Genomic DNA, 20,782 nt, shown 5'->3' on the forward strand with positions numbered 1-20,782 from the left:
TCTATCCATTCCAAAAGTATGTTTAAATAAAAGTAGCCTAATCAAAAAATAACATAATACAAAGGAGTTCATGCCGATGGAAATATCCTCTTTTTTGTTGCCAAAAGATCAAGTCGCCTATATCACTAACTCACTATCCATGCTGGAAGCCTTAGAACAATTAGAACAGCACCATTACACGGCTATCCCTATTATTGATAATGAAGGAAAATATGTAGGAACACTTTCGGAGGGTGATCTATTGTGGAAGCTGAAAAACACAGCAGATTTAACCTTTGACAATATAGGGGAAGTTCCAGTAAGCGACATCCAAAAGCATGTTCATAACGAAAGTGTTCTCATTAATGCAGAAATGGAGGATATGCTGACGCTTGCTGCGGATCAGAATTTCGTTCCTGTGATTGATAATGAGGGTGTATTTGTTGGAATTATTAGGAGAAAAGATATCATTGAATATTACACTCGCAACATTACAGATTAATAAAAAATGACCAATCTCCATTACGGAGACTGGTCATTTTATTTTTCATCAAAATTACAGTTCAGTCAGGATAATCGTTCCTTGTGGGGTAATCGCTAAAGTATGCTCATATTGTGCTGACAATCCGCCGTCAATGGTACGCGCAGTCCAACCATCCGCATCAATTTTTGTTCTGTAACTGCCTGTGTTCAGCATGGGCTCAATGGTAAATACCATCCCCTCTTTAAGACGAGGCCCTCTCCCTGCTGGACCATAGTGAGGTACTTCCGGAGCTTCATGCATTTCTGAACCGATCCCGTGGCCAATAAAATCACGCACTACAGAAAACCCGTTAGACTCTGCATAAACTTGGATGGCATGCGCAACATCGCCAATACGGTTGCCTGCAACCGCCTGCTCGATTCCACGGAATAAAGATTCCTTAGTAGTGTCTAGAAGTTTGGTCGCCTGTTCACTAATATTGCCAATCCCGTAAGACCAGGCCGAATCTGCCAACCAGCCGTTTAAGTTAACAACCATGTCAATGGTTACGATATCCCCGTCTTTTAGCGGCTCTTTTTTCGGGAATCCGTGGCATATTACATCATTTACAGATGCACAGGTTGCGTACGGGTACCCATTATATCCTTTTTGCTCAGGAGTAGCTCCTTGAGACAATATAAATTTTTCTGCAAATTCATCAATTTCCCAGGTCGTAATACCAGGCTGCAAAATTTGCGCAATTTGACGATGACATTCAGCGAGAATTTTTCCCGCCGCACGCATTTTTTCGATCTCTTCCATCGTTTTCATGATAATCATAATATCGCCTCTTCTGTACAGAACACATCGCTCTCGGGCAACGGTTCTTCTTTTGTATTTAGTTTACCCTTTATATTATGAAAGAAAATCGCGAGAAATCCAAATCATTAGGCAAAAAAAATTATATTTTCCTTCCTGAATCTAAAAATAACATCATTTCTTATGAGAATGTTAGATGAAAGACGAGTGCCTTATCAGCAATTTCTCTTATCTTTCTAATAAAACATAAAGTTATTGTTATCGTTAAATTATTTATTATTCCTAAAAATTCCTTTATATGTTATATTCAAAATAACTGAGGAGGTGATACATGCCTGTAATTGAGTGCATTTACTGCAACCACCTGGAGGATACGCATAATCAAAGAAGCAACCCTATTTGATTAAGGAGGAAATGTTGATGAAATTCAGAAAGCATTTTTCGTTCCGGAAAATCAGTTTGTTAGTATTAATTAGTATCCTTACTCTTTCTATTTCTTTACCTCAACAGCAGGCAGCGGCAGCAAACACTTCTGTTAAAGGTTTTTATGTAAGCGGTACCAATTTATACGATGCCACCGGCAGTCCTTTTGTAATGCGCGGGGTGAATCATGCACACACTTGGTACAAAAACGATCTGGCTACTGCAATACCGGCCATCGCAGCGACTGGCTCCAATACCGTCAGAATTGTACTTTCTAATGGCAGCAAGTGGTCTCTCGATACTTTAGCTGATGTCCAAAATATTCTAAAGCTTTGTGATCAGTATAAAATGATTGCCATGCTGGAAGTGCATGATGCTACGGGCTCAGACAACACCTCTGACCTTAACGCTGCAGTAAACTATTGGATCAGCATCAAGGATGCTTTGATCGGTAAAGAAGATCGTGTCATTGTGAATATTGCTAATGAATGGTACGGTTCTTGGAACACTGCAACATGGGCCAGTGGATACCAAGCGGCAATTCCTGCGTTAAGAAATGCGGGCATTAAGAACACTTTAGTTGTAGATGCAGCGGGATGGGGTCAATACCCACAATCTATTTTCACTAGTGGTCAGGCTGTATTTAATTCAGACACCTTAAAAAACACTATTTTCTCAATTCATATGTACGAATATGCTGGAGGTAATGCTGCTACAGTCAAGAGTAATATCGATAGTGCCTTGGCTATTCGAGCCCCTGTGATTATCGGCGAATTCGGTGACAAGCACACGGGTGGAGATGTCGATGAAGCCACCATTATGAGCTACACGAAGGAAAAAAAGGTGGGCTGGCTCGCCTGGTCCTGGTATGGTAATGGCGGAGGCGTTGAATATCTGGATCTAGCCAGCGGTCCAGCAGGAACACTCAGCAACTGGGGAAATACAGTCGTTAATGGAGCAAACGGAACCTTAGCAACCTCCGTGCTTAATAAAATTTACACAACACCTGGTTACCAACCTGTGCCGGATGGTGGCACTACACCAACACCAACACCAACACCAACACCAACACCAACACCAACACCAACACCAACACCTACACCAACACCAACAGCTACACCTACGCCAACACCTACACCTACACCTACACCTACACCTACACCTACACCTACACCTACACCTACACCTACACCTACGCCAACACCTACACCTACGCCAACAGCTACAGTAACACCTACAGCCACTCCTACCGGCTCGCCATCCAGTAATCTGGCACTTTACTACCGTGCAGCAGATACCAATGCTACTGATAACTCAATCAAGCCCTACTTCAACATCTATAACAACGGAACAACGGCAGTCAATTTAAATGGACTGAAAATTCGTTATTACTTTACTAAAGATGGAAGCGCCTCTCTCAATGGAGTAATCGATTGGGCGCAGGTCGGTGCTTCTAATATATCGGTTGCCCTCGGGTCCACAAGTGGGACGAACGCCGACTCTTACGTTGAGCTTACTTTCAATGCTAGCGCGGGCTCCATACCTGCCGGTGGACAAACAGGAGAAATCCAATTACGCGTGCACAAAAGCGACTGGTCTAACTTCAATGAAGCAAATGACTATTCGTTCGATCCAACCAAAGTTTCCTTCAGCACTTGGAACAAAGTAACCCTGTATCATAACGATGTACTGATCTCCGGCATCGCTCCTTAAAAACATAAACCAGCGAGCCTCCCGGAATTGGAGACTTGCTGGTTTTTAAATTGAATCTGTTGTAGCGCAGATGTTGGGATCTTACTAGATTATTGTAGATCAAATGAAGGCTGTTGCTAGATTTGTCAGTCAACGGTGATCTACTGCTGTTAGCCTGCTCCCGGAATGTTACTACTCTGATGTTAGTCTACCGCTGGACTGTTACTACTTTGATGTTAGTCTACTGTCGATCGTCTATTGTTCCGCTAGTCGGTTACTTCTCTTTTATTTGGCTGTTCTGCGTACTACTCCACTATTGCTACTGCTGAGCTAATCTAATTTTACTATTTCACCATCTAATGTTATTTTACTATCGATTTAATTCGACCCTTTCACCACTCTGATGTTAGTCTACTGCCGCTCGTTTATTGTGCCGCTAGTCGGTTACTGCTCTTTTGTTTGCCTGTTCTGCGTTACTTCACTATTGCTCCTGCTGTTCTGCGTATTACTCTACAATTGCTCCTACTGCGCTAATATCACTCTGTCCCACTATCTAATATGACCCTTTTACTACTCTGATGTTAGTCTACTGCCGCTCGTTTGCGCTCATCTACCGTTCTTTACCTATGGAGCGCTTTGTCGTGATTTTCGGACTCAGATGACGCTATTTGTGCGATTTGAGCCGTTTTGAGCAACTTTCGGACTGGAGAGGCGCTATTCTTCTGAAAAAGGCCGGTTCCTGTCTCTTTTCATCCCCATAACGGCGCTGGTGTCCGAATACTCGTCAAATTGGCAAGATTTCAGGAAATAAGGGCTCCTGAGTCCGTCACCTTGTTAGTCTACTGCCGCTCGTCGCGCTCCTCTACTGCTCATCTGCTGCTCATCTCGCTCGTCTGCGCTCATCTGCCGTTCTTTACCTTTTGAGCGCTTTGTCGTGATTTTCGGACTCAGATGACGCTATTTGTGCGAGTTAAGCCGTTTTGAGCAACTTTCGGACTGGAGAGGCGCTATTCCTCTGAAAAAAGCCTGTTTTGGCCTCTTTTCATCCCCATAACGGCGCTGGGGTCCGAATACTCGGCAAATTGGCAAGATTTCAGGAAATAAGGGCTCCTGAGTCCGTCACCTTGTTAGTCTACTGCCGCTCGTCTGCGCTCATCTACTGCTCTACTATCGCTCATCTACTGCTCATCTACTGCTCATCTACTGCTCATCTACTGCTCATCTACTGCTCATCTACTGCTCATCTACTGCTCATCTACTACTCGTCTGCGCTCATCTGCTACTTATCTGCTGCTCATTTACTCTTGTCTACCGTTCTTTACCTCTGGAGCATTATGTGTACGACACGACACCCCGCGCATCTAACTACGACCAAACCACAAAAATCCCGGCAGCCATCAACTGGCCCCGGGACATTTTTAAATCTACTTTCATTTAGTCATGGAAATTAAGTCCAGAGGTAACGGCTTTAACATAATCTGCACGGATCACGAAATCTCCAAAATGCTCGCCTTGTTGACGTTCTTTGGCATATCGGTGAAGAATAGGTTCAAGCGTCTCTAGGATCTCCTTCTCATCTATGTTTTCTTTATACATTTTATTGAGGCGATCACCCGTAAAGCCTGCTCCTAAATACATATTGTATCTGCCAGGAGCCTTGCCGATAAACGAGATTTCACCCAGCGCCGGTCTAGCACAGCCATTAGGGCAGCCGGTCATTCGGATCACAATTTCCTCGTCACGCAAACCAGCTTTATCTATAACAAGCTCCAGCTTATCTATCAGCGAAGGCAGATAGCGTTCCGCTTCAGCCATCGCAAGTCCGCAGGTTGGCAGTGCTACACAGGACATGGAGCTGCGCCGCAATGCAGAAAGATGTGCTCCATCTGTTAGTCCATGCTGTTTAGCCAGCTCAGCTACTTTTCGTTTTTTGGCAGTAGTGACGTTGGCAATCGTTAGATTCTGATTCGGCGTTAGCCGGAAATCTCCAGTATGAATCTTAGCAATCTCCCGCAAGCCAGTCATCAAGGTGTATCCTTCTTGGTCATGAATCCGTCCGCTTTGGATATAAAGTGTCAGATTCCATTTTCCGTTGGTCCCCTTCACCCAGCCGTAACGGTCTCCGTTGTGATCAAAATGATAATCACGTGCTGCTTCAAGCTGCCATCCGAGTCTTTCATGCAGTTCGTCTACGAACCATTCCAGACCATGGCGGTCAATTGTATATTTGAACCGTGCATTTTTGCGGACAGAACGATTACCATAATCCCGCTGGATCGTTACGGTCTTTTCTGCCACATCAATCAACTGTTCCGGACGGCAAAAACCAATTATACGTCCCAACTGAGGATAAGTACTGGTATCGCCATGAGTCATCCCCATACCGCCGCCTACAGAAACGTTGAAGCCGACTAGTTTCTCATTTTCCAGAATAGCGATAAAACCCAGATCTTGCGAGAATACATCCACATCATTAGAAGGAGGCACCGCTAGACCAATCTTGAATTTACGCGGTAAATATACCGGTCCATAGATCGGTTCTACTTCCGCACGTTCGCCTAAGCTATCTACTACCTTCTTACCGTCCAACCAGATTTCATGGTAAGCAGGCGTACGTGGTGATAAGTGATCACTTACTTTGCGCGCCCATTCGTAGACCTCTGCATGCACCTCTGACTGGTAAGGATTCGGATTACTCATTACGTTACGGTTAACATCGCCGCAAGCTGCCAGCGTCGTCATCAGCGTATCATTAATGCTGCGGATGGTTTTCTTAAGATTCCATTTGAGTACCCCATGCATTTGAAACGCCTGTCTGGTAGTCAGACGTAAGGTTCCATTGCCGTATTTTTGTGCCAGATCATCCATCACTAGCCACTGCTCTGGTGTCGCTACCCCGCCTGGGGCAACTACACGAAGCATGAACTGGAATGCAGGCTCCAGCTTTTGCCGTTCGCGCTCGTTGCGTAAATCCCGATCGTCCTGCATATAGCTTCCGTGAAATTTCAGCAGCCGATTATCATCTTCCGGCAAGCCTCCGGTAATCGGATTGCTTAATGTCTCAACAAGCGCGCCCCGCAGATAGTTACTCTCTTGCTTAATGTGCTCAACATCGCTTGGAGGCCCGCCGATCGGCTTAACCTTTTCATTGTTTGCCATTGTTGTTATCTCCCCCCGAAGTCATTCGATAACTTTCCTCTATCCATTAGTAAACATCACGTTGGTAGCGCTGCGCCTGCTGCATATTATCCAAATAAGCTGCCGCTTCTTCAGGACTCAAACCACCCTCATGCTGGATGACAGTAATCAGAGCAGAATGAACATCATGTGCCATATGCTTCTCGTCTCCGCAAATGTAAATATGAGCTCCCGCTTGCAGCCATTCGTAGACCTCGCGGCTCTTTTCCAGAATGCGATGCTGAACATATACTTTCTCTTCGGTATCACGGGAGAAAGCAACATCCAGCTTAGTTAACAAGCCGTCTTTAAGCATTCTCTGCCAGTCCGTCTGATAGAGGAAGTCCGTCACAAAATGCCGATCTCCGTAGAACAGCCATGATTTACCTTCCGCCCCAAGCTCGCCACGTTCCTCCAGGAAAGAGCGGAAGGGTGCAACACCTGTGCCCGGTCCAATCATAATGATCGGTGCATCAGGATTCGTCGGAAGCTTAAAGTTCGGATTATGTTGAATGTAGATGGGCAACGTATCTCCCGGCTGGACTCTTTCAGCACAATGTACCGAGCAGACCCCATAACGCTCACGGCCATGTGCCTCATAACGTACAGCTCTAACCGTTAAATGAACCTCATCTGGATTAGCTTTATAGCTGCTGGCAATTGAATAGAGTCGTGCCGGAAGCTTGCGCAAAATAGTCACAAAGCTACTGGCCGAACCCTCCCATGGAGAGAAGTCCTGAACTAAATCGAGCAGATCGCGGCCTTGAATATATTCCTTAAGCTGTTGCGCACGTTCTGGCGACAATAGATCACTTAATTGGTTAGAAGAAGATAACTTCGCCGCTTGTTCAAGTAACGGTTTGGTCAATACAGTGATTTCATAGTGGTGAAGAAGGGCCTCACGTAAGGTGCCGTCTTCCCCTTTTTTATTAAAAGGAACAATATCATTAGGATTCCAGCCCATAGTATGAATAATAGCGTCTACCAATTCAGGATGATTCTCCGGATAGACACCCAGCGCATCCCCTGGCTCAAATTGTATGTTAGAACCTTCTAGGGATAGCTCCAAATGGCGGGTCTCCCGGTCAGAACCACGTCCGTTCAGATTTAGATTCTCCAATACTTCCGCTTTAAAAGGATTGTTGCGGGTATACAAAGGCTCCTGAGAATCTGCGTCTTCTGCAGCTTGAACCGCTTTTGCCGCAATGGCCGGAGCATTTAAATGTGCATTTAAGGCACTAATGACGCCTTCAAACCACTCGGTAACCGAATCATCATAATCAAGATCACAATCCACACGTGGACTTAACCGCTTGCCGCCAAGTTCCTCAAGCCGCTGATCGAAGTCCTTGCCGGTCTGACAAAAGAATTCATAGGAGGTATCCCCCAGTGCCAGCACTGAGAACTTCAGATTCTCTAATTGAGGAGCTCTTTTGCTATAGAGAAATTCATGGAACATCCGTGCATTATCTGGCGGCTCGCCTTCACCATGTGTACTGACCAGCAATAGGAGGTTCTCAACCTTCTTAAGCGCATTGGGCTTAAAGCTGTTCATCGCAGTGAGTGTGACCTGAAATCCTTGCTCCTCCAGCTTGCGGGACAAGCTCCCAGCCAGCCGTTGGCAGTTCCCTGTCTGGGACCCAAACAACACGGTCACTTCACGTGAAGCTGCAGGTTGACTAACGGCACTACCTTCCACATTTCCTATCGTATTTGATTGTACTGCTTGAACCCCGGCACCTGCCGATGGTGCAGTAGTAAAGCCCATGGCTGACAAATAACCGCTAAGCCATATTTGCTGTGTCTCCGTTAAGGATGGTAGAAGACGATTGAGTAGCTCGACTTGGCTCTCGTTAAAAGGACTGTTCGTTACCTGTAGTTGCAACAATATCCACCTCTCCTAAACATGAAATCTTCTGATGATCCGTACCTCATGAAATCAGGCTATCACAATAATTGTAAACGATCAATGATGTCGATTTACCCTAATAATTGTATTTTATTGAAAAATCATCTATAAAGTACTTAAAAACCGATCAAAACAGTATGATTTAACCTGTTTTGATCGGTTTCATTATAAAAAGTGATACTATTTATAAAATATTGTGATAAATAAAAGCTATAATTTTTGCTTACTTTCGGGAAATAACACCTCGCCGCTCCCCGTCTTAATCTTCACTATCTCCTCAAGCGTATTCGACAGCTCGCCGGGTGGATAAGGTTTAGTTAAATATTTTTGAATTACATCGTTTAATTGATTCTTATCCGATTGATCCAGAGCAGAAGAAATAACGATAGGTATATTTTCAGTTCTTGGATCTTCTTTAAGCATTCGGATCAAATCCCAGCCATCCAGCTCTTCACCCAACATCAAATCTACCACAATCGCCACAAATGGTGTTTTCAAGGCCTGATCAAAAGCTTGCTGTGGATGGTAATGATGGGTAACACGGAAGCCCTTCCCTTTAAGCTCTTCTGATAAAAGCAACGATAGACTGTAATCATCTTCAACGATCATCACATTAGGCTTGAGCTCTTTATCGGTGCTCCATTTATTAAGCTCATCCTGTTGCCGGCTCGCTTCCGCATGGAGGATAGGGAGGCTAAACCAGACGGTAGTGCCCTCTCCTTCAACGGAATCTATACCGATATTTCCCTTTTGCTTCTCAATAATCTCCTTACAGATGGCAAGCCCGAGTCCTGTTCCTCCAATTCTTTTAGAGGCGCTATTATCCACTCTTCTGAATTTTTGGAATAGCTGTCCTATTTGATCCTTAGGAATGCCAAGACCATTATCCTGGATACGTACAATAATTCTATCCGACTCGTTATGCAGCAGTACTTTAACTTCATTGTTATCAGGCGAGAATTTAATCGCATTACTTAACAGATTCGTCAGAACTTGGACAATCTTATCCTTGTCCACGTCAACATCCGCATTCAAAGCCTCATCCACTAGGAGTACATGATGGGTACTGCTCAGTTTATATTGATCAATTACGCCTAATACAATTTCACTGAGATTCAAATGCTCCGTGATATATTGCTGCTTACCTGACTCCATTCTCTGCAAATCAAGAAAATCATTAATGAGCTCCGTCAGTCGTTTAGCTTCTTTATGAATCGTCTCCAGATATTTAAGCTGCTTCTCAGGCTTCATGGTCTTAGATAATAACAGTTCTGTGAAACCAAGTACACTCGATAGCGGTGTTCTTAGCTCATGACTTACCGTACTGACAAGATCAGATTTCATAAGGTCCAGCTCATATTCTCTAGTGATATCTCTGTAGACAAACAATGTACCAATACGCAGTTCGCGACGGAATACAGGGATCGCATACACATCAATATGCTTCATCGATTCAGTTCCAATGGAGTATTGCATGCTGCTCGATTCCAGAGCATCCTCAGCAATCGCTTTTTCAAAAAACATCCGAAGTTCATGATTCTCATTCGAGTGCTCAATGAAATAATCCATCCATTTCTGACGAGGAATCAAAGCTCCTTCTGTCCACTCATAATTAAAAATGTTGCTCAACGCTTTATTCATCTGCAGGAGCATACCTTCTGTATTCACAAATTGTATGCCCTCGTTCACATTATTTACGATGTCCCGATTCAGCTTTCGTCCATGTTCAATCTCTTCATACATGAATAAACGTTCAATCGCCAGCGCTACGCGGTTCATCATCCCCTGAACCTCATTAATCTCTTCTTTGCTGAAGGAATGACCAATCCGGCTGCCACAGAACACTGCAAGAATCTCATCCTCTGCGTTCACAACAGTAGTGTAGAAGTCGTAAACATAGACCTCACTCGCAGAAATCCCTTGCTCTGATTGTGTGGCCAGGCGCTTGATTAGGTACGTTTTTTCCGCTTGCAAGCGATATAACATCTCATTATTCTCATGATCAAGATAACGCTCCACATTCTCCTGGGGAATGCCTTTCACAGCCGCGATATTATCTTTCACAAGCAGGAAGAAACTCGAATCAAAGGCATACAGGCGATGCATAAACTCAATAAACTTATCGGCAAATTCATGTTTATCCAAAGTATAAGTAATATCATGATTCAGCTGATTATTTAGCTCTAGCATCATCTTGGTCTGTTCTGTGTTTTTTAACGTTTCGGCTAGCTCCTGCTGCACGCTTTTCATTGAGGTGATATCGTTCGCAATAAGGATGTATTGATAAATCACACCCTCTTCATTCAGGTACGGCACAATCGTCAGATGCAGCCAGATGGGCAATCCGTCTTTGGCTAGAATCTGCAGCTCATTGTTCCACACTCCGCCTGTATTTAATTTGTTAAAGATTTTCTGATAACCCTCATCAGAGAGATTATAAAGTTCAAATAACTTATAGGTGTAACCGATAATCTCAGACTTTTTATAGCGGGTATATCCACTTAAATTATCATTCGCGTAGGTAAAGACACCTTTAGCAGTAAGGATCCCTACCGCAGACGATTGATCCAAGGCTTTCATCATACTCTCAATTTCACTAAGCGAGCGCTGCAGCCTATATTGCTGATCCTGAAGTTCATCCTGCTGCGCATGCAGCTCTTCATTCTGCATCATCAATTCTTCTTCTTTATCTTGAATACTTCTAGCCATATTTAGAAAAGCATCATAAAGTCGGCCAATTTCATCTTGATTCTTAAGCTTGCCCAGAAGAATTTCTTCTCCTGCAGCCAGGGAATGGGTTGCCCCTTCCAGCTTCAGAATAGGATCTATTAGGTTCTTCAGAATCCGCCAGATCATAAAGGTGAAGATTAGCAGAATAATCGTGCTGAAAAAGAATGCGATAAAGGTAAACTCATTGGCACGTTTGATGTAATCCATAGCCATAGTATTTAATGCGGCGTCGGATCGTTGCTTGTACTCTTTTGTATACATTAAAAAATCATTCACTGATTTCGTGTTCCCATCTGCGGATAGAGCTCTCAAAGACACATAATCATCTGCCTCGACAAACCGAATCGCTTCCGGCAAAACTTTAGTTTTGTACTGAACATAAAAGGCCTTCAAACCATCTCTAAACAAAGCTTCTTCCGGAGATAAACTGAGATTAGAATAGGTATCCAGAATCTTATCAAAGTTAACAAGTCCTAAGTTTAAGAGCTCTAATTCATTGTCACTCTTAAGTGCGCTGAATCCCCTCGCTCGGAAAAAAACCTCATTTAACGCAGTCGCCAATTCGTTAATCGTGTCCGCCTTATTTTGCAGAACTTCACGGTCTCTACTTAATTTGTTCTGCTCATTGTTTATGAAAAACAAAAATACAGATCCCATAAGAATGATTAACGAAAAAACCAAGGCAATGATACGAATATATCTATTTTTAATACTGTGATTAGAGCTGCTACCCTTTGTCACTTAGGATCCCCTCCACAATCTGCAAGAGTTCCATCGGACTAAAAGGTTTTGGCATAAAATAACGTGCGCCTGCATCTACCGCTCGAAGACGATCTACATCTTGGGCTTTGGCTGTTAACATTAAAATAGCTGTAGCCTTCTTTTTCTCATCATCCAGTTGACCTAGGACTTCAATCCCTGTCATTTCAGGCATCATATAATCCAATATCACCAAATCATAATGATCCTGTGACAATTTTGAAAGCGCCTCTAATCCGTTCTCGGCAGTGTGGATCTCCACGTCTTCCAAATCTTCTAAGGTGTCTACGATTAACATTCGTAATACTTCTTCATCATCCACTACCATTACCTTTTGCATAGCTGCCTAGTTCCCTCCGCTTTAGATCTCTCCTGGTGCTCACAACATATTCAGAACCCAATTAGAACAAAAATCTATGAGCCAACCGCTCTATCCTCGACAATAACTCAGGCATATGGACCGGTTTGACTACATAATCATCGGCACCCATCTGCAGGGCATGTACAATATCCGCCTGATTGTTTCTTCCCGTCAACATGATCACTAATATATTTACTTCCGGATACGTTTTGCGGATTCTTTCCAGAACTTCTACTCCATCCAGATCAGGCATCACACCATCCAGCAAAATAATATACTTCTCATCCACGGCATACCAATCCGATTGCAGGAAATCAAGCCCATTCGCATAGCTGCTAACCTTCACCTCAGCAATATTCTCCGGCTCCCAAATGGCGAACTGACTGGTCACAATTCTCCGAATTAGCGTATCATCATCCACAACAATCACATTCAGAACCGAATGCTTTTTAGTAGTGGATAAATGGTCCGAATAAAGCGTTGTCTGATTCCTTCCAGCATGCTTACTGGCATAAAGAGCCTGATCTGCTTCCTCAATCAATTTATCGGCTATATTCTCGGCATCTGTTACCTCAGAAATCCCGCTAGAGATAGTCACATGAAAGATTTCATTTTTCGCAAAAAAGTCAGTCGCCGCAAACCGCTCTTGAATACGTTGTATAACCAACATTGCAGATTCCGCATCCGTGTGAGGTAAAAATACTGCAAACTCTTCTCCCCCATAACGGCAAAAGGTATCCTCCAGACGGATGGAATTCTTCACAAGCTCGGAAAAGCCCAGCAGCACTTCGTCTCCGATTAGGTGACCATATGTATCATTAACGTTTTTAAAATAATCCAAATCAATCAGCGCTAACGAAAATACGCGGTTGGTCCGCTTAAAATCACCAATCAGCTGCTTCATGACTTGATTGAAGTGTTTGCGATTGAATGCGCCGGTCAAATCATCCACGATGATGGACTCCTGCCATTCTCTTTTGAGCTGAAAGCGATTTTTGATCAATACCAGAAATAAATCAATATCTACAGGCTTCGGCAAAAAATCCATCACCCCCAGCGAATACGCCTGCATTTGGGTAGCTTTGGAGTACTCCCCACTTATAATGATAATGGGAATTCGTTCTTTTTTAGCCTTGCCGATAATTTGGTTCAACACCTCAATCCCGCTTTTATCCGGTAAAAGAATATCCAGCAGAATGAGATCTGGTTTCGTTTCATAAAAGATTTTGAGTCCCCGTTCAGCAGATAAGGCAATGCTTACATAGTAATTCTGCCTCTCCAACGACTCTTTCAGATAAGCAACTAACTCTACATCATCGTCGATAAGAAGAATATCATTCTGCGTGAGTGTCTCAGCAGGTCCCTTTTTATCCAATGCTTTGACAGAGCTTGAAGCTGCCAATGAATGGACATTAAACAATGGAATCAGTGGATATAAATAATCCCCCCATTCCTCGACTGACCAACTCTTAAGACTGCTTTCCATGAAATAGGGCAGCGTATCCTCGGCAAATTGTTCGACATCTGGTAATCCGACAGTTCCAGCAGTGCCTTTTAAATTATGCAAAAAACGATAAATGTCCTTTTCCTTCACTTCCGCCTGTTCCGTCCATTCCTGGAGGGTCATCTTCGTTCTTTGCTCAACCATGTCTTTATATTTTTGTGTAGTCATATTTACTCCTTCAGACTATCATATCAAACTCTCAGTTCATCACATTTTTTATAGGCTGTCAAATGAATTTTCTATAATTTCAGCTGCCAAAACAAATATTTAATCAAACTGACAAAAAACCTTTGGTTGAAGCTTGTTTCATCATTTGCAATAATAGTTGGAATGGTTCATTCCGTATACACGGTGAAATCAACAAATACAAAGGGAGGCTGTATTCATGAAGGGGATTATTACTGTATTAGGAAAAGATAAAGTAGGGATTATCGCTAAAGTATGTACATATCTAGCCGAACACAATTTGAACATTCTGGATATTTCGCAGACGATTGTTCAAGATTATTTTAACATGATGATGATTGTAGACATTTCTAGCTCAACTAAAGCTTTTGAGAATATTGTAGAGGAATTACATTTGCTTGGCGAATCGATTGGCGTGGAAATCAAGCTTCAGCATGAGGATATTTTTAATATTATGCACCGAATCTAGGAGGATGGCTGACCATGATATCACTAGTGGAAGTACAAGAAACGAATAAGATGATTCGTGAAATGAATCTGGATGTGCGTACCATAACGATGGGGATCAGCCTCATGGATTGTGCCCACACGGATATGCGCACCTTTAATCAAAATGTATATGACAAAATCACCAGATCCGCTGAAAAGCTCGTAAAGACGGGGGAAGATCTGGAAAGACAATTTGGGGTTCCTATCGTTAACAAACGGATTTCTGTCACACCCATCGCTATTGCCGCTGGTGCGGTGAAGACAGATACCTATGTACCTGTTGCTGAAATCCTGGACAAGGCTGCAAAAGAGGTAGGCGTTAACTTTATCGGCGGCTTCTCTGCACTTGTACAAAAAGGCTGCACCAAAGGCGATCGTATTCTGATCGACAGTATTCCAGAAGCATTGGCAGTCACTGAAAGAGTCTGCTCCTCGGTCAATGTCGGTTCCTCCAGAAGTGGAATCAACATGGATGCTGTGAAATTAATGGGTGATATCATTATCCAAACTGCGGAACGCACCAAGGATCGGGATTCCATCGGCTGCGCCAAGCTGGTAGTCTTCTGTAATGCCGTTGAGGACAACCCTTTTATGGCCGGAGCATTTCACGGGGTTGGAGAGCGGGAATGTGTCATCAACGTTGGCGTCAGCGGTCCTGGTGTCATCAAACGTGCGCTTGAAGAGGTTCGAGGACAGGATTTTGAAACCTTATGTGAAACCATTAAACGGACAGCCTTCAAAGTCACACGTGTCGGTCAGCTAGTTGCTCAAGAGGCTTCCAAACGGATGAATGTTCCTTTTGGGATTATCGATCTATCCTTAGCTCCTACTCCAGAAATCGGAGATTCCATTGCCGAAATCTTTCAAGTCATGGGTCTGGAGGAAGCTGGGGCTCCGGGAACAACTGCTGCTCTGGCGATCCTAAATGACAATGTTAAAAAAGGTGGCGTGATGGCCTCCTCCTATGTAGGTGGACTTAGTGGAGCCTTTATTCCAGTCAGTGAAGATCACGGCATGATTCAAGCGGTTCAGCGGGGTGCCCTTACACTAGAGAAGCTGGAAGCTATGACCTGTGTGTGTTCCGTGGGACTGGATATGATCGCTATCCCCGGAAGCACCACCAAGGAGACCATTTCCGGCATCATCGCGGATGAAGCTGCAATCGGCATGGTGAATAACAAAACCACTGCGGTTCGCGTGATTCCAGTAATCGGCAAGGACGTTGGTGAAATGGTCGAATTTGGCGGCCTGCTCGGATATGCACCAGTTATGGCAGTGAATGGCTTCAACTGCGCGAATTTCGTTAATCGTGGCGGACGAATCCCTGCACCAATTCATAGCTTTAAGAATTAATAGAAACCTCTAACAGCAAGTCCCTATTTGTACTTAGGAGACTTGCTGTTTTTTTATATTCTAAAGCTGAGAATATTAGTTTATCTTGATTAAGCCCGTTGAATGCCGATATTAGGCGTTCCGCCAGTCAAATCGATAAATAATACATAATCATTTCCATCTGTGCCCTTCAGCACGAGACCCGTCTGACCTACAGCACCTACAGAAAAGTATCGAACCTGTTGCAGGCTGGTAGGAGCGCCTGGTGGCAATGTTGCTTGGTTCGTAGCGATCAACCGGGTTGCAGCTCTGATGGTGCCTGCCCCGCTAATTTCACCGGTAACCCCCAGATGACCGAGTATGGATTCACTGCCGTTCACATTTAGGCTTCCCATTATAGTCTGACTACCATTCAAATGCAGATTCGAATCGATAGTCTCATTTCCATTAACGTGCAGATCATTTTGAATGGTCTGACTTCCTGTAACTAGAACGCTATCGAAGGTTGGCAAGGCGATCATCCCTTTCAGGTTTTATAGTATATCTTATGTTAAACAAGCCAGCCCTGTCATAGATAGATATACAGCTTTCACTAAATCCGCTTTTTATCTTCGAGACTCTGATTAATGGTCTTATACCTAAAGTCAAAATAACCCCCTACACATATAATGATTAGCAAGACTCGGTGCTAGAGCGGACGACTGGCTCCACAGAACACAGGAGGAATTATGAAGAAGACAGCTAATAGGCTCACTCCTGAAAGGCCTTCAAGTCACGAAGTCACCATCAGCCAAGTTAATCCATCGCAACACCATAACCTCATCCTAGAGATGAACTCTTATAGAGCAGAGCCTTTGCAACGGGAACTCAAACAATTAAGAATATTGCTGCTGGTTCCTACAGAGGCAAGCGGTAAAATGCCTAATGTACGACTTTTTAAAGATCAACTAAGGCATCTGGTCAAAGAAGTACTTGCTATTAAATTCCAGCATAATCTGGAGGAATATTTAGCCCATTTTCAACCTGATCTAATATTAGCTCTAGGATCGGAGACCCTATTTCCGGAGGAGAACCTCCCTGCTCTGAAAGCTTCCAATGTTCCCAAAGCGGTATGGATGGCAGATGCCGCTTGTCTTACTCCAATAGAACGTAATCTGGCATTGTTATTCGATTATATTTTCACACAGAACATAGCTAATCTGATCTATTACCAGGGTTTATGGGGCAAACACTCCAGCTATCTCCCATATGCTGCGGATACGGATCTCTATTATCCAAGACGTGTGGAGGACTGTTATCAGAGTGATGTACTCATTCTGGGCGATTTTCAAATCGATAGTGTGCTTTACACGTTGGCGTATTCAGACCTACTTCAAGGCCTTAAGGTAATGATCGACGGGCGTGGTTGGGAACCCCCCAGAAATTTCATTGATATCACCCATAGTAAAGATATGTCCAGCTATTATAATGGAGCAAAAATCGTCATCAATTGCACTGGTTCTGTGCAGCAGATTATGGAGGTCACCGCTTGCGGTGTATTTCAGTTAGTGGAGGATCATCCCCATCTTCATAATTACCGAATTGCAGAAGAAGATCTCATTCGTTTCCAGAACTTCAAAGAGCTCTCCGATAGCTTTAAGCACTATTTTTCACATAGTGAAGAAAGAAGAATTTCTGCCTCTCGTGCCCTAAAGGAACTTAAATATAACCATTCTTATATCCAGCAAGGAAAGTTACTGCTGAGAAAAATATTCAAGGAACCATAGGGGGTGACCTGACTTGAAATGCATTGCTTTTGTATTGCCTCAGTTTCATCAGATCTCAGAGAACGATTCCTGGTGGGGTGAGGGTTTTACAGAATGGACGAATGTCAGGAAGGCTGCAGCCCTTTATCCTGAACATGATCAGCCCAAGAAGCCATTAAATAGTAACTACTATGATTTAACGGATCCTAAAGTGAAACAATGGCAGGCAGAGACCGCAAAGGCTCATGGCATTTACGGTTTTTGTTATTATCACTATTGGTTTAATGGCAGGCGACTGCTGGAACAACCGGTTCAGCAGATTCTTGCGAGCAAAGAGCCTGACTTCCCCTTTTGCCTTTCTTGGGCTAACGAACCCTGGACACGTAGCTGGGATGGCACCGAAGAGGATGTCCTGATGCCACAGGAATACGGAGAAGAACGGGATTGGCGAATGCACTTTTATGCTTTACTGGAAGCCTTCAAAGATGATCGTTATATCCGGGTGGAGGATAAGCCTGTCTTTATCATTTATCGGTCTGCTAGTATCCCGCACTGTGAAGAAATGCTTCAATATTGGCGCGAATTGGCTCTGCAGAACGGACTTAAAGGACTTCATCTGGTCCGGACACTGGGCGGTTTCCCCCTAAAGAAAGAGCAAGGATTCGATGCCAGTCTGGAATTTGAGCCGCATTACACATTCGCACATGGCGGGGTTAAGCATTTATGGAGCTCAAAGCAGGTGGAGGATCAGAGGCATATCGTAATTGATTATGATGAGTTATGGGAATCTATGTTGGAGCGGACACCCCATAGAGACGGAGAAATCATATATCCGGGAGCCTTTGTCAACTGGGATAACACACCACGTAAAGGCCCTGCCGGACAAAGCACCTTAGGCGCTAATCCTCAAAAATTCGGCCAATACCTTTCACGACAAATTGAGCGCGCCAAAAAAATGTTCAAAAGTGAATATATTTATATCAACGCCTGGAATGAATGGGCTGAAGGGGCCTACCTAGAACCGGATGTACGTTATCAATATCAATACTTGCAAGCCGTTAAGGAAGCCTTACAGTTTCATCACAAAGAAGATCCTTCTTAGCCGTAGCGCCAGAAGGATCTTTTTCATGGTATGTTATCTTTCCGATGACTGCACTCTGGCGCTTCTTGCACTCACCAATCTCCAGCCAGTTAATAAAGCAGCCACTAGACATATCGATGCCGAGGTTACAAACACTACATGCATGCCCTCGATAAATAACTCTGGCCGACCAGGAACTAGCCCTGTCACCCTATAGCCGGCTTTACTGCTCATCACTTGAAAAAGAATTGTAGTAGCAATTGTTATGCCGACAACCATACCCACATTACGAACTAACGAATTGACACTACCCGCAGAACCAAGCTGTGTTCTTGGTACCTTAGACATGACAAGCGAATTGTTCGGCGATTGAAATAAACCACTTCCTATCCCCAGCATAGCGATCCACACACCTACCAGCACAACAGAGCTTCCTACATGAAGCTGTGCTAATCCGAACTGCGCAATAACCATGACCACCAGCCCTGCAAAAGTCAAAAATTCCGAGCCTATTTTATCCGATAGCGCTCCACTCATTGGAGCCACGACTACCATACATATCGGCAACAGCATTAACAAAAAGCCTGCATAGAATGGCGATAAATTAAGCATGTTCTGTGCATAAAACGGCGCGATAATATTGAAGCAGAAATTCGCTGTAAATACGAGAAAACCACATAAGATACTTAAAGAAAACAACGGATTCTTAAATAATGACAGCTGCAACAGCGGTTCTTTTCTGCGAAGCTCCATCCATATGAAAGCAACGAAGCTGACTACAGCAACAATTATTGATGTAACAATTAAGCTGTTACCATATCCAAGCTGTTGACCTAGTAATAATCCTGCGAACAAAGTAATGATAAAGACAGCGAACAGTAAACTGCCCGGCACATCAATCGAAGATTTCACTCTCGTTAAATCCTTAGGCAATACCTTCCAGCCAAAAAATATAGCGATCAGGCCAATAGGGACGTTTACCCAAAAGATATACTCCCAGCCTAAGGTGGAAACCATAATCCCGCCTAAACTTGGACCGGCTATACTTCCCAGAGACACGAATGTACCAATAAAACCAAGGGCTTTGCCACGCTCCGTGGCAGGAAAGATATCCGTAACAATTCCCTGACTGTTCGCCATGGTCATCGAAGCACCTAAGGCTTGAACAACGCGTGAAGCAATTAAGGCTGGTAAGCTTACACTAAGCCCACATAGCATAGATCCAATAACAAATACAATCGTGCCAATCTTAAAAATTCGAATCTTTCCTACGATATCTCCAAGCTTGCCGAAGAAAAGGATCGCCGCACAGATCGCCATTAAATATCCTGTTGTTACCCATTCGATTTGCGCCATGGGCAGCTTCAGTTGTTTGGATAGCTCAGGCAGAGCAATATTGACAATACTACCATCAAGGGTGGACATAAACGTAAAAATATTCAGAACAATTAAGATCATCCAGCGCTTCTTCTGAATTTCTTTATCCTCCTGATAGGTTGCACTTACAGAACTCATAACTAACACCTCATTAAATATTAATAATTTGTTTAGTTGCGCACGCAACAAAAATCGCCATACCCAGTGTACAACAATTTAGTTGCGTGCGCAACGACTTTATTGTACACTTTATTTCAAGGCAACAAATGAACGAACATATAACCCAAAGAGGTGTCTATATTGGCAAGAGAGCCTATCGGGAAGCTAATTTCCCATCTTCACCGTCAAAATCAAAAGAAACTGGTTAAGCAATTTGTCCCCTATGGAATCGGTAGTGGTGGACAGCATAGCTTTCTTAAATTGATTCTCTCTCGGCCAGGCATTACTCAGGATCAGTTAACTGCCGAATTGAAGTTCGATAAAGCAACTACAGCACGTTCTGTGAAGCAATTAGAGAACTCGGGGTATATCGAGCGCAAAGACGATCCTAATGATCGACGCTCTCACCTTCTATATCCTACCCCAAAAGCCATCAATTTCTTCCCAGTTTTACAGTCCATCTTAGATGAATTTAATAAAAGCCTTGTGGGCCATTTAACCGATGAAGAAGTAGAGCAACTACATTTCCTGCTGCAAAAAATCAGCAAAAACGAAGAATAGAACACAAGAAAAAGGATGTCCCACAGCCATTAGGCT

At 43.7% G+C, this 20,782-nt stretch carries 15 protein-coding genes; 7 read left to right on the forward strand and 8 right to left on the reverse strand.

The genetic code is table 11. The features are described from left to right. Positions 1 to 76: 76 nt before the first annotated feature. Positions 77 to 481 (forward strand): CBS domain-containing protein, encoded by a 405-nt coding sequence (locus tag MHH50_RS20200; protein ID WP_038572361.1) that lies wholly within the window; start codon positions 77 to 79, stop codon positions 479 to 481. 54 nt (positions 482 to 535) lie between these two features. Here the strand turns inward: MHH50_RS20200 and map are convergent, their stop codons facing one another. Next, entirely contained in the window at positions 536 to 1,282 is a 747-nt protein-coding gene (map, locus tag MHH50_RS20205; protein ID WP_036685786.1) for a type I methionyl aminopeptidase, read from the reverse strand. Between the two features lie 399 nt (positions 1,283 to 1,681). Between map and MHH50_RS20210 the strand changes: the two genes are divergently transcribed. Then, positions 1,682 to 3,397 carry a cellulase family glycosylhydrolase gene (locus MHH50_RS20210; protein WP_340033312.1) on the forward strand — a complete coding sequence of 572 codons (1,716 nt, stop codon included), beginning with the start codon at positions 1,682 to 1,684 and terminating at the stop codon, positions 3,395 to 3,397. Positions 3,398 to 4,810: 1,413 nt separating this feature from the next. Here MHH50_RS20210 and cysI read toward each other — a convergent pair. The 5 genes from cysI to MHH50_RS20235 all read right to left on the reverse strand — a co-directional run bounded on the left by cysI (position 4,811) and on the right by MHH50_RS20235 (position 13,984). Continuing rightward, positions 4,811 to 6,535, reverse strand: coding sequence for an assimilatory sulfite reductase (NADPH) hemoprotein subunit (cysI, locus tag MHH50_RS20215; RefSeq protein WP_340033313.1), 1,725 nt, complete (start codon positions 6,533 to 6,535; stop codon positions 4,811 to 4,813). A 46-nt stretch (positions 6,536 to 6,581) separates the two neighbouring features. Beyond that, a complete protein-coding gene (locus tag MHH50_RS20220; RefSeq protein ID WP_076309288.1) occupies positions 6,582 to 8,438 on the reverse strand; it encodes an assimilatory sulfite reductase (NADPH) flavoprotein subunit in 1,857 nt (618 codons plus the stop codon). A 234-nt stretch (positions 8,439 to 8,672) separates the two neighbouring features. Continuing rightward, positions 8,673 to 11,933, reverse strand: a complete 3,261-nt coding sequence (locus MHH50_RS20225) for an ATP-binding protein (protein ID WP_076281460.1) — start codon at positions 11,931 to 11,933, stop codon at positions 8,673 to 8,675. After that, complete coding sequence (locus MHH50_RS20230; protein WP_076130763.1) at positions 11,920 to 12,291, reverse strand: response regulator; 372 nt, start codon at positions 12,289 to 12,291, stop codon at positions 11,920 to 11,922. The genes MHH50_RS20225 and MHH50_RS20230 overlap by 14 nt, the downstream gene beginning before the upstream one ends. Positions 12,292 to 12,352: 61 nt before the next feature. Continuing rightward, positions 12,353 to 13,984, reverse strand: a complete 1,632-nt coding sequence (locus MHH50_RS20235; RefSeq protein WP_340033314.1) for a diguanylate cyclase — start codon at positions 13,982 to 13,984, stop codon at positions 12,353 to 12,355. Between the two features lie 217 nt (positions 13,985 to 14,201). Here MHH50_RS20235 and MHH50_RS20240 point away from each other — a divergent pair, with 217 nt between their 5' ends. After that, positions 14,202 to 14,471, forward strand: a complete 270-nt coding sequence (locus MHH50_RS20240) for an ACT domain-containing protein (RefSeq protein ID WP_036685776.1) — start codon at positions 14,202 to 14,204, stop codon at positions 14,469 to 14,471. A 17-nt stretch (positions 14,472 to 14,488) separates the two neighbouring features. Next, positions 14,489 to 15,844 carry a PFL family protein gene (locus MHH50_RS20245; RefSeq protein WP_248548616.1) on the forward strand — a complete coding sequence of 452 codons (1,356 nt, stop codon included), beginning with the start codon at positions 14,489 to 14,491 and terminating at the stop codon, positions 15,842 to 15,844. An 89-nt stretch (positions 15,845 to 15,933) separates the two neighbouring features. On the opposite strand, the gene MHH50_RS20250 is transcribed toward MHH50_RS20245, so the two are convergent. Continuing rightward, positions 15,934 to 16,344 (reverse strand): hypothetical protein, encoded by a 411-nt coding sequence (locus MHH50_RS20250; RefSeq protein ID WP_248548519.1) that lies wholly within the window; start codon positions 16,342 to 16,344, stop codon positions 15,934 to 15,936. A gap of 207 nt (positions 16,345 to 16,551) precedes the next feature. Between MHH50_RS20250 and MHH50_RS20255 the strand changes: the two genes are divergently transcribed. Together MHH50_RS20255 and MHH50_RS20260 are read left to right on the forward strand one after the other, a co-directional pair. Further along, positions 16,552 to 17,589 carry a glycosyltransferase gene (locus MHH50_RS20255; protein WP_340033315.1) on the forward strand — a complete coding sequence of 346 codons (1,038 nt, stop codon included), beginning with the start codon at positions 16,552 to 16,554 and terminating at the stop codon, positions 17,587 to 17,589. A gap of 13 nt (positions 17,590 to 17,602) precedes the next feature. Beyond that, positions 17,603 to 18,670 carry a glycoside hydrolase family 99-like domain-containing protein gene (locus MHH50_RS20260; RefSeq protein ID WP_340033316.1) on the forward strand — a complete coding sequence of 356 codons (1,068 nt, stop codon included), beginning with the start codon at positions 17,603 to 17,605 and terminating at the stop codon, positions 18,668 to 18,670. Between the two features lie 33 nt (positions 18,671 to 18,703). Here MHH50_RS20260 and MHH50_RS20265 read toward each other — a convergent pair whose 3' ends face one another. Further along, positions 18,704 to 20,164, reverse strand: coding sequence for an MFS transporter (locus tag MHH50_RS20265; protein WP_076130768.1), 1,461 nt, complete (start codon positions 20,162 to 20,164; stop codon positions 18,704 to 18,706). Positions 20,165 to 20,326: 162 nt separating this feature from the next. On the opposite strand from MHH50_RS20265, the gene MHH50_RS20270 reads away from it, so the two are divergent. Continuing rightward, entirely contained in the window at positions 20,327 to 20,746 is a 420-nt protein-coding gene (locus MHH50_RS20270) for a MarR family winged helix-turn-helix transcriptional regulator (protein ID WP_076309285.1), read from the forward strand. Positions 20,747 to 20,782 lie beyond the last annotated feature (36 nt).

Source organism: Paenibacillus sp. FSL H3-0302, assembly GCF_037982245.1.
Classification (GTDB): Bacteria; Bacillota; Bacilli; order Paenibacillales; family Paenibacillaceae; genus Paenibacillus_AQ; species Paenibacillus_AQ odorifer.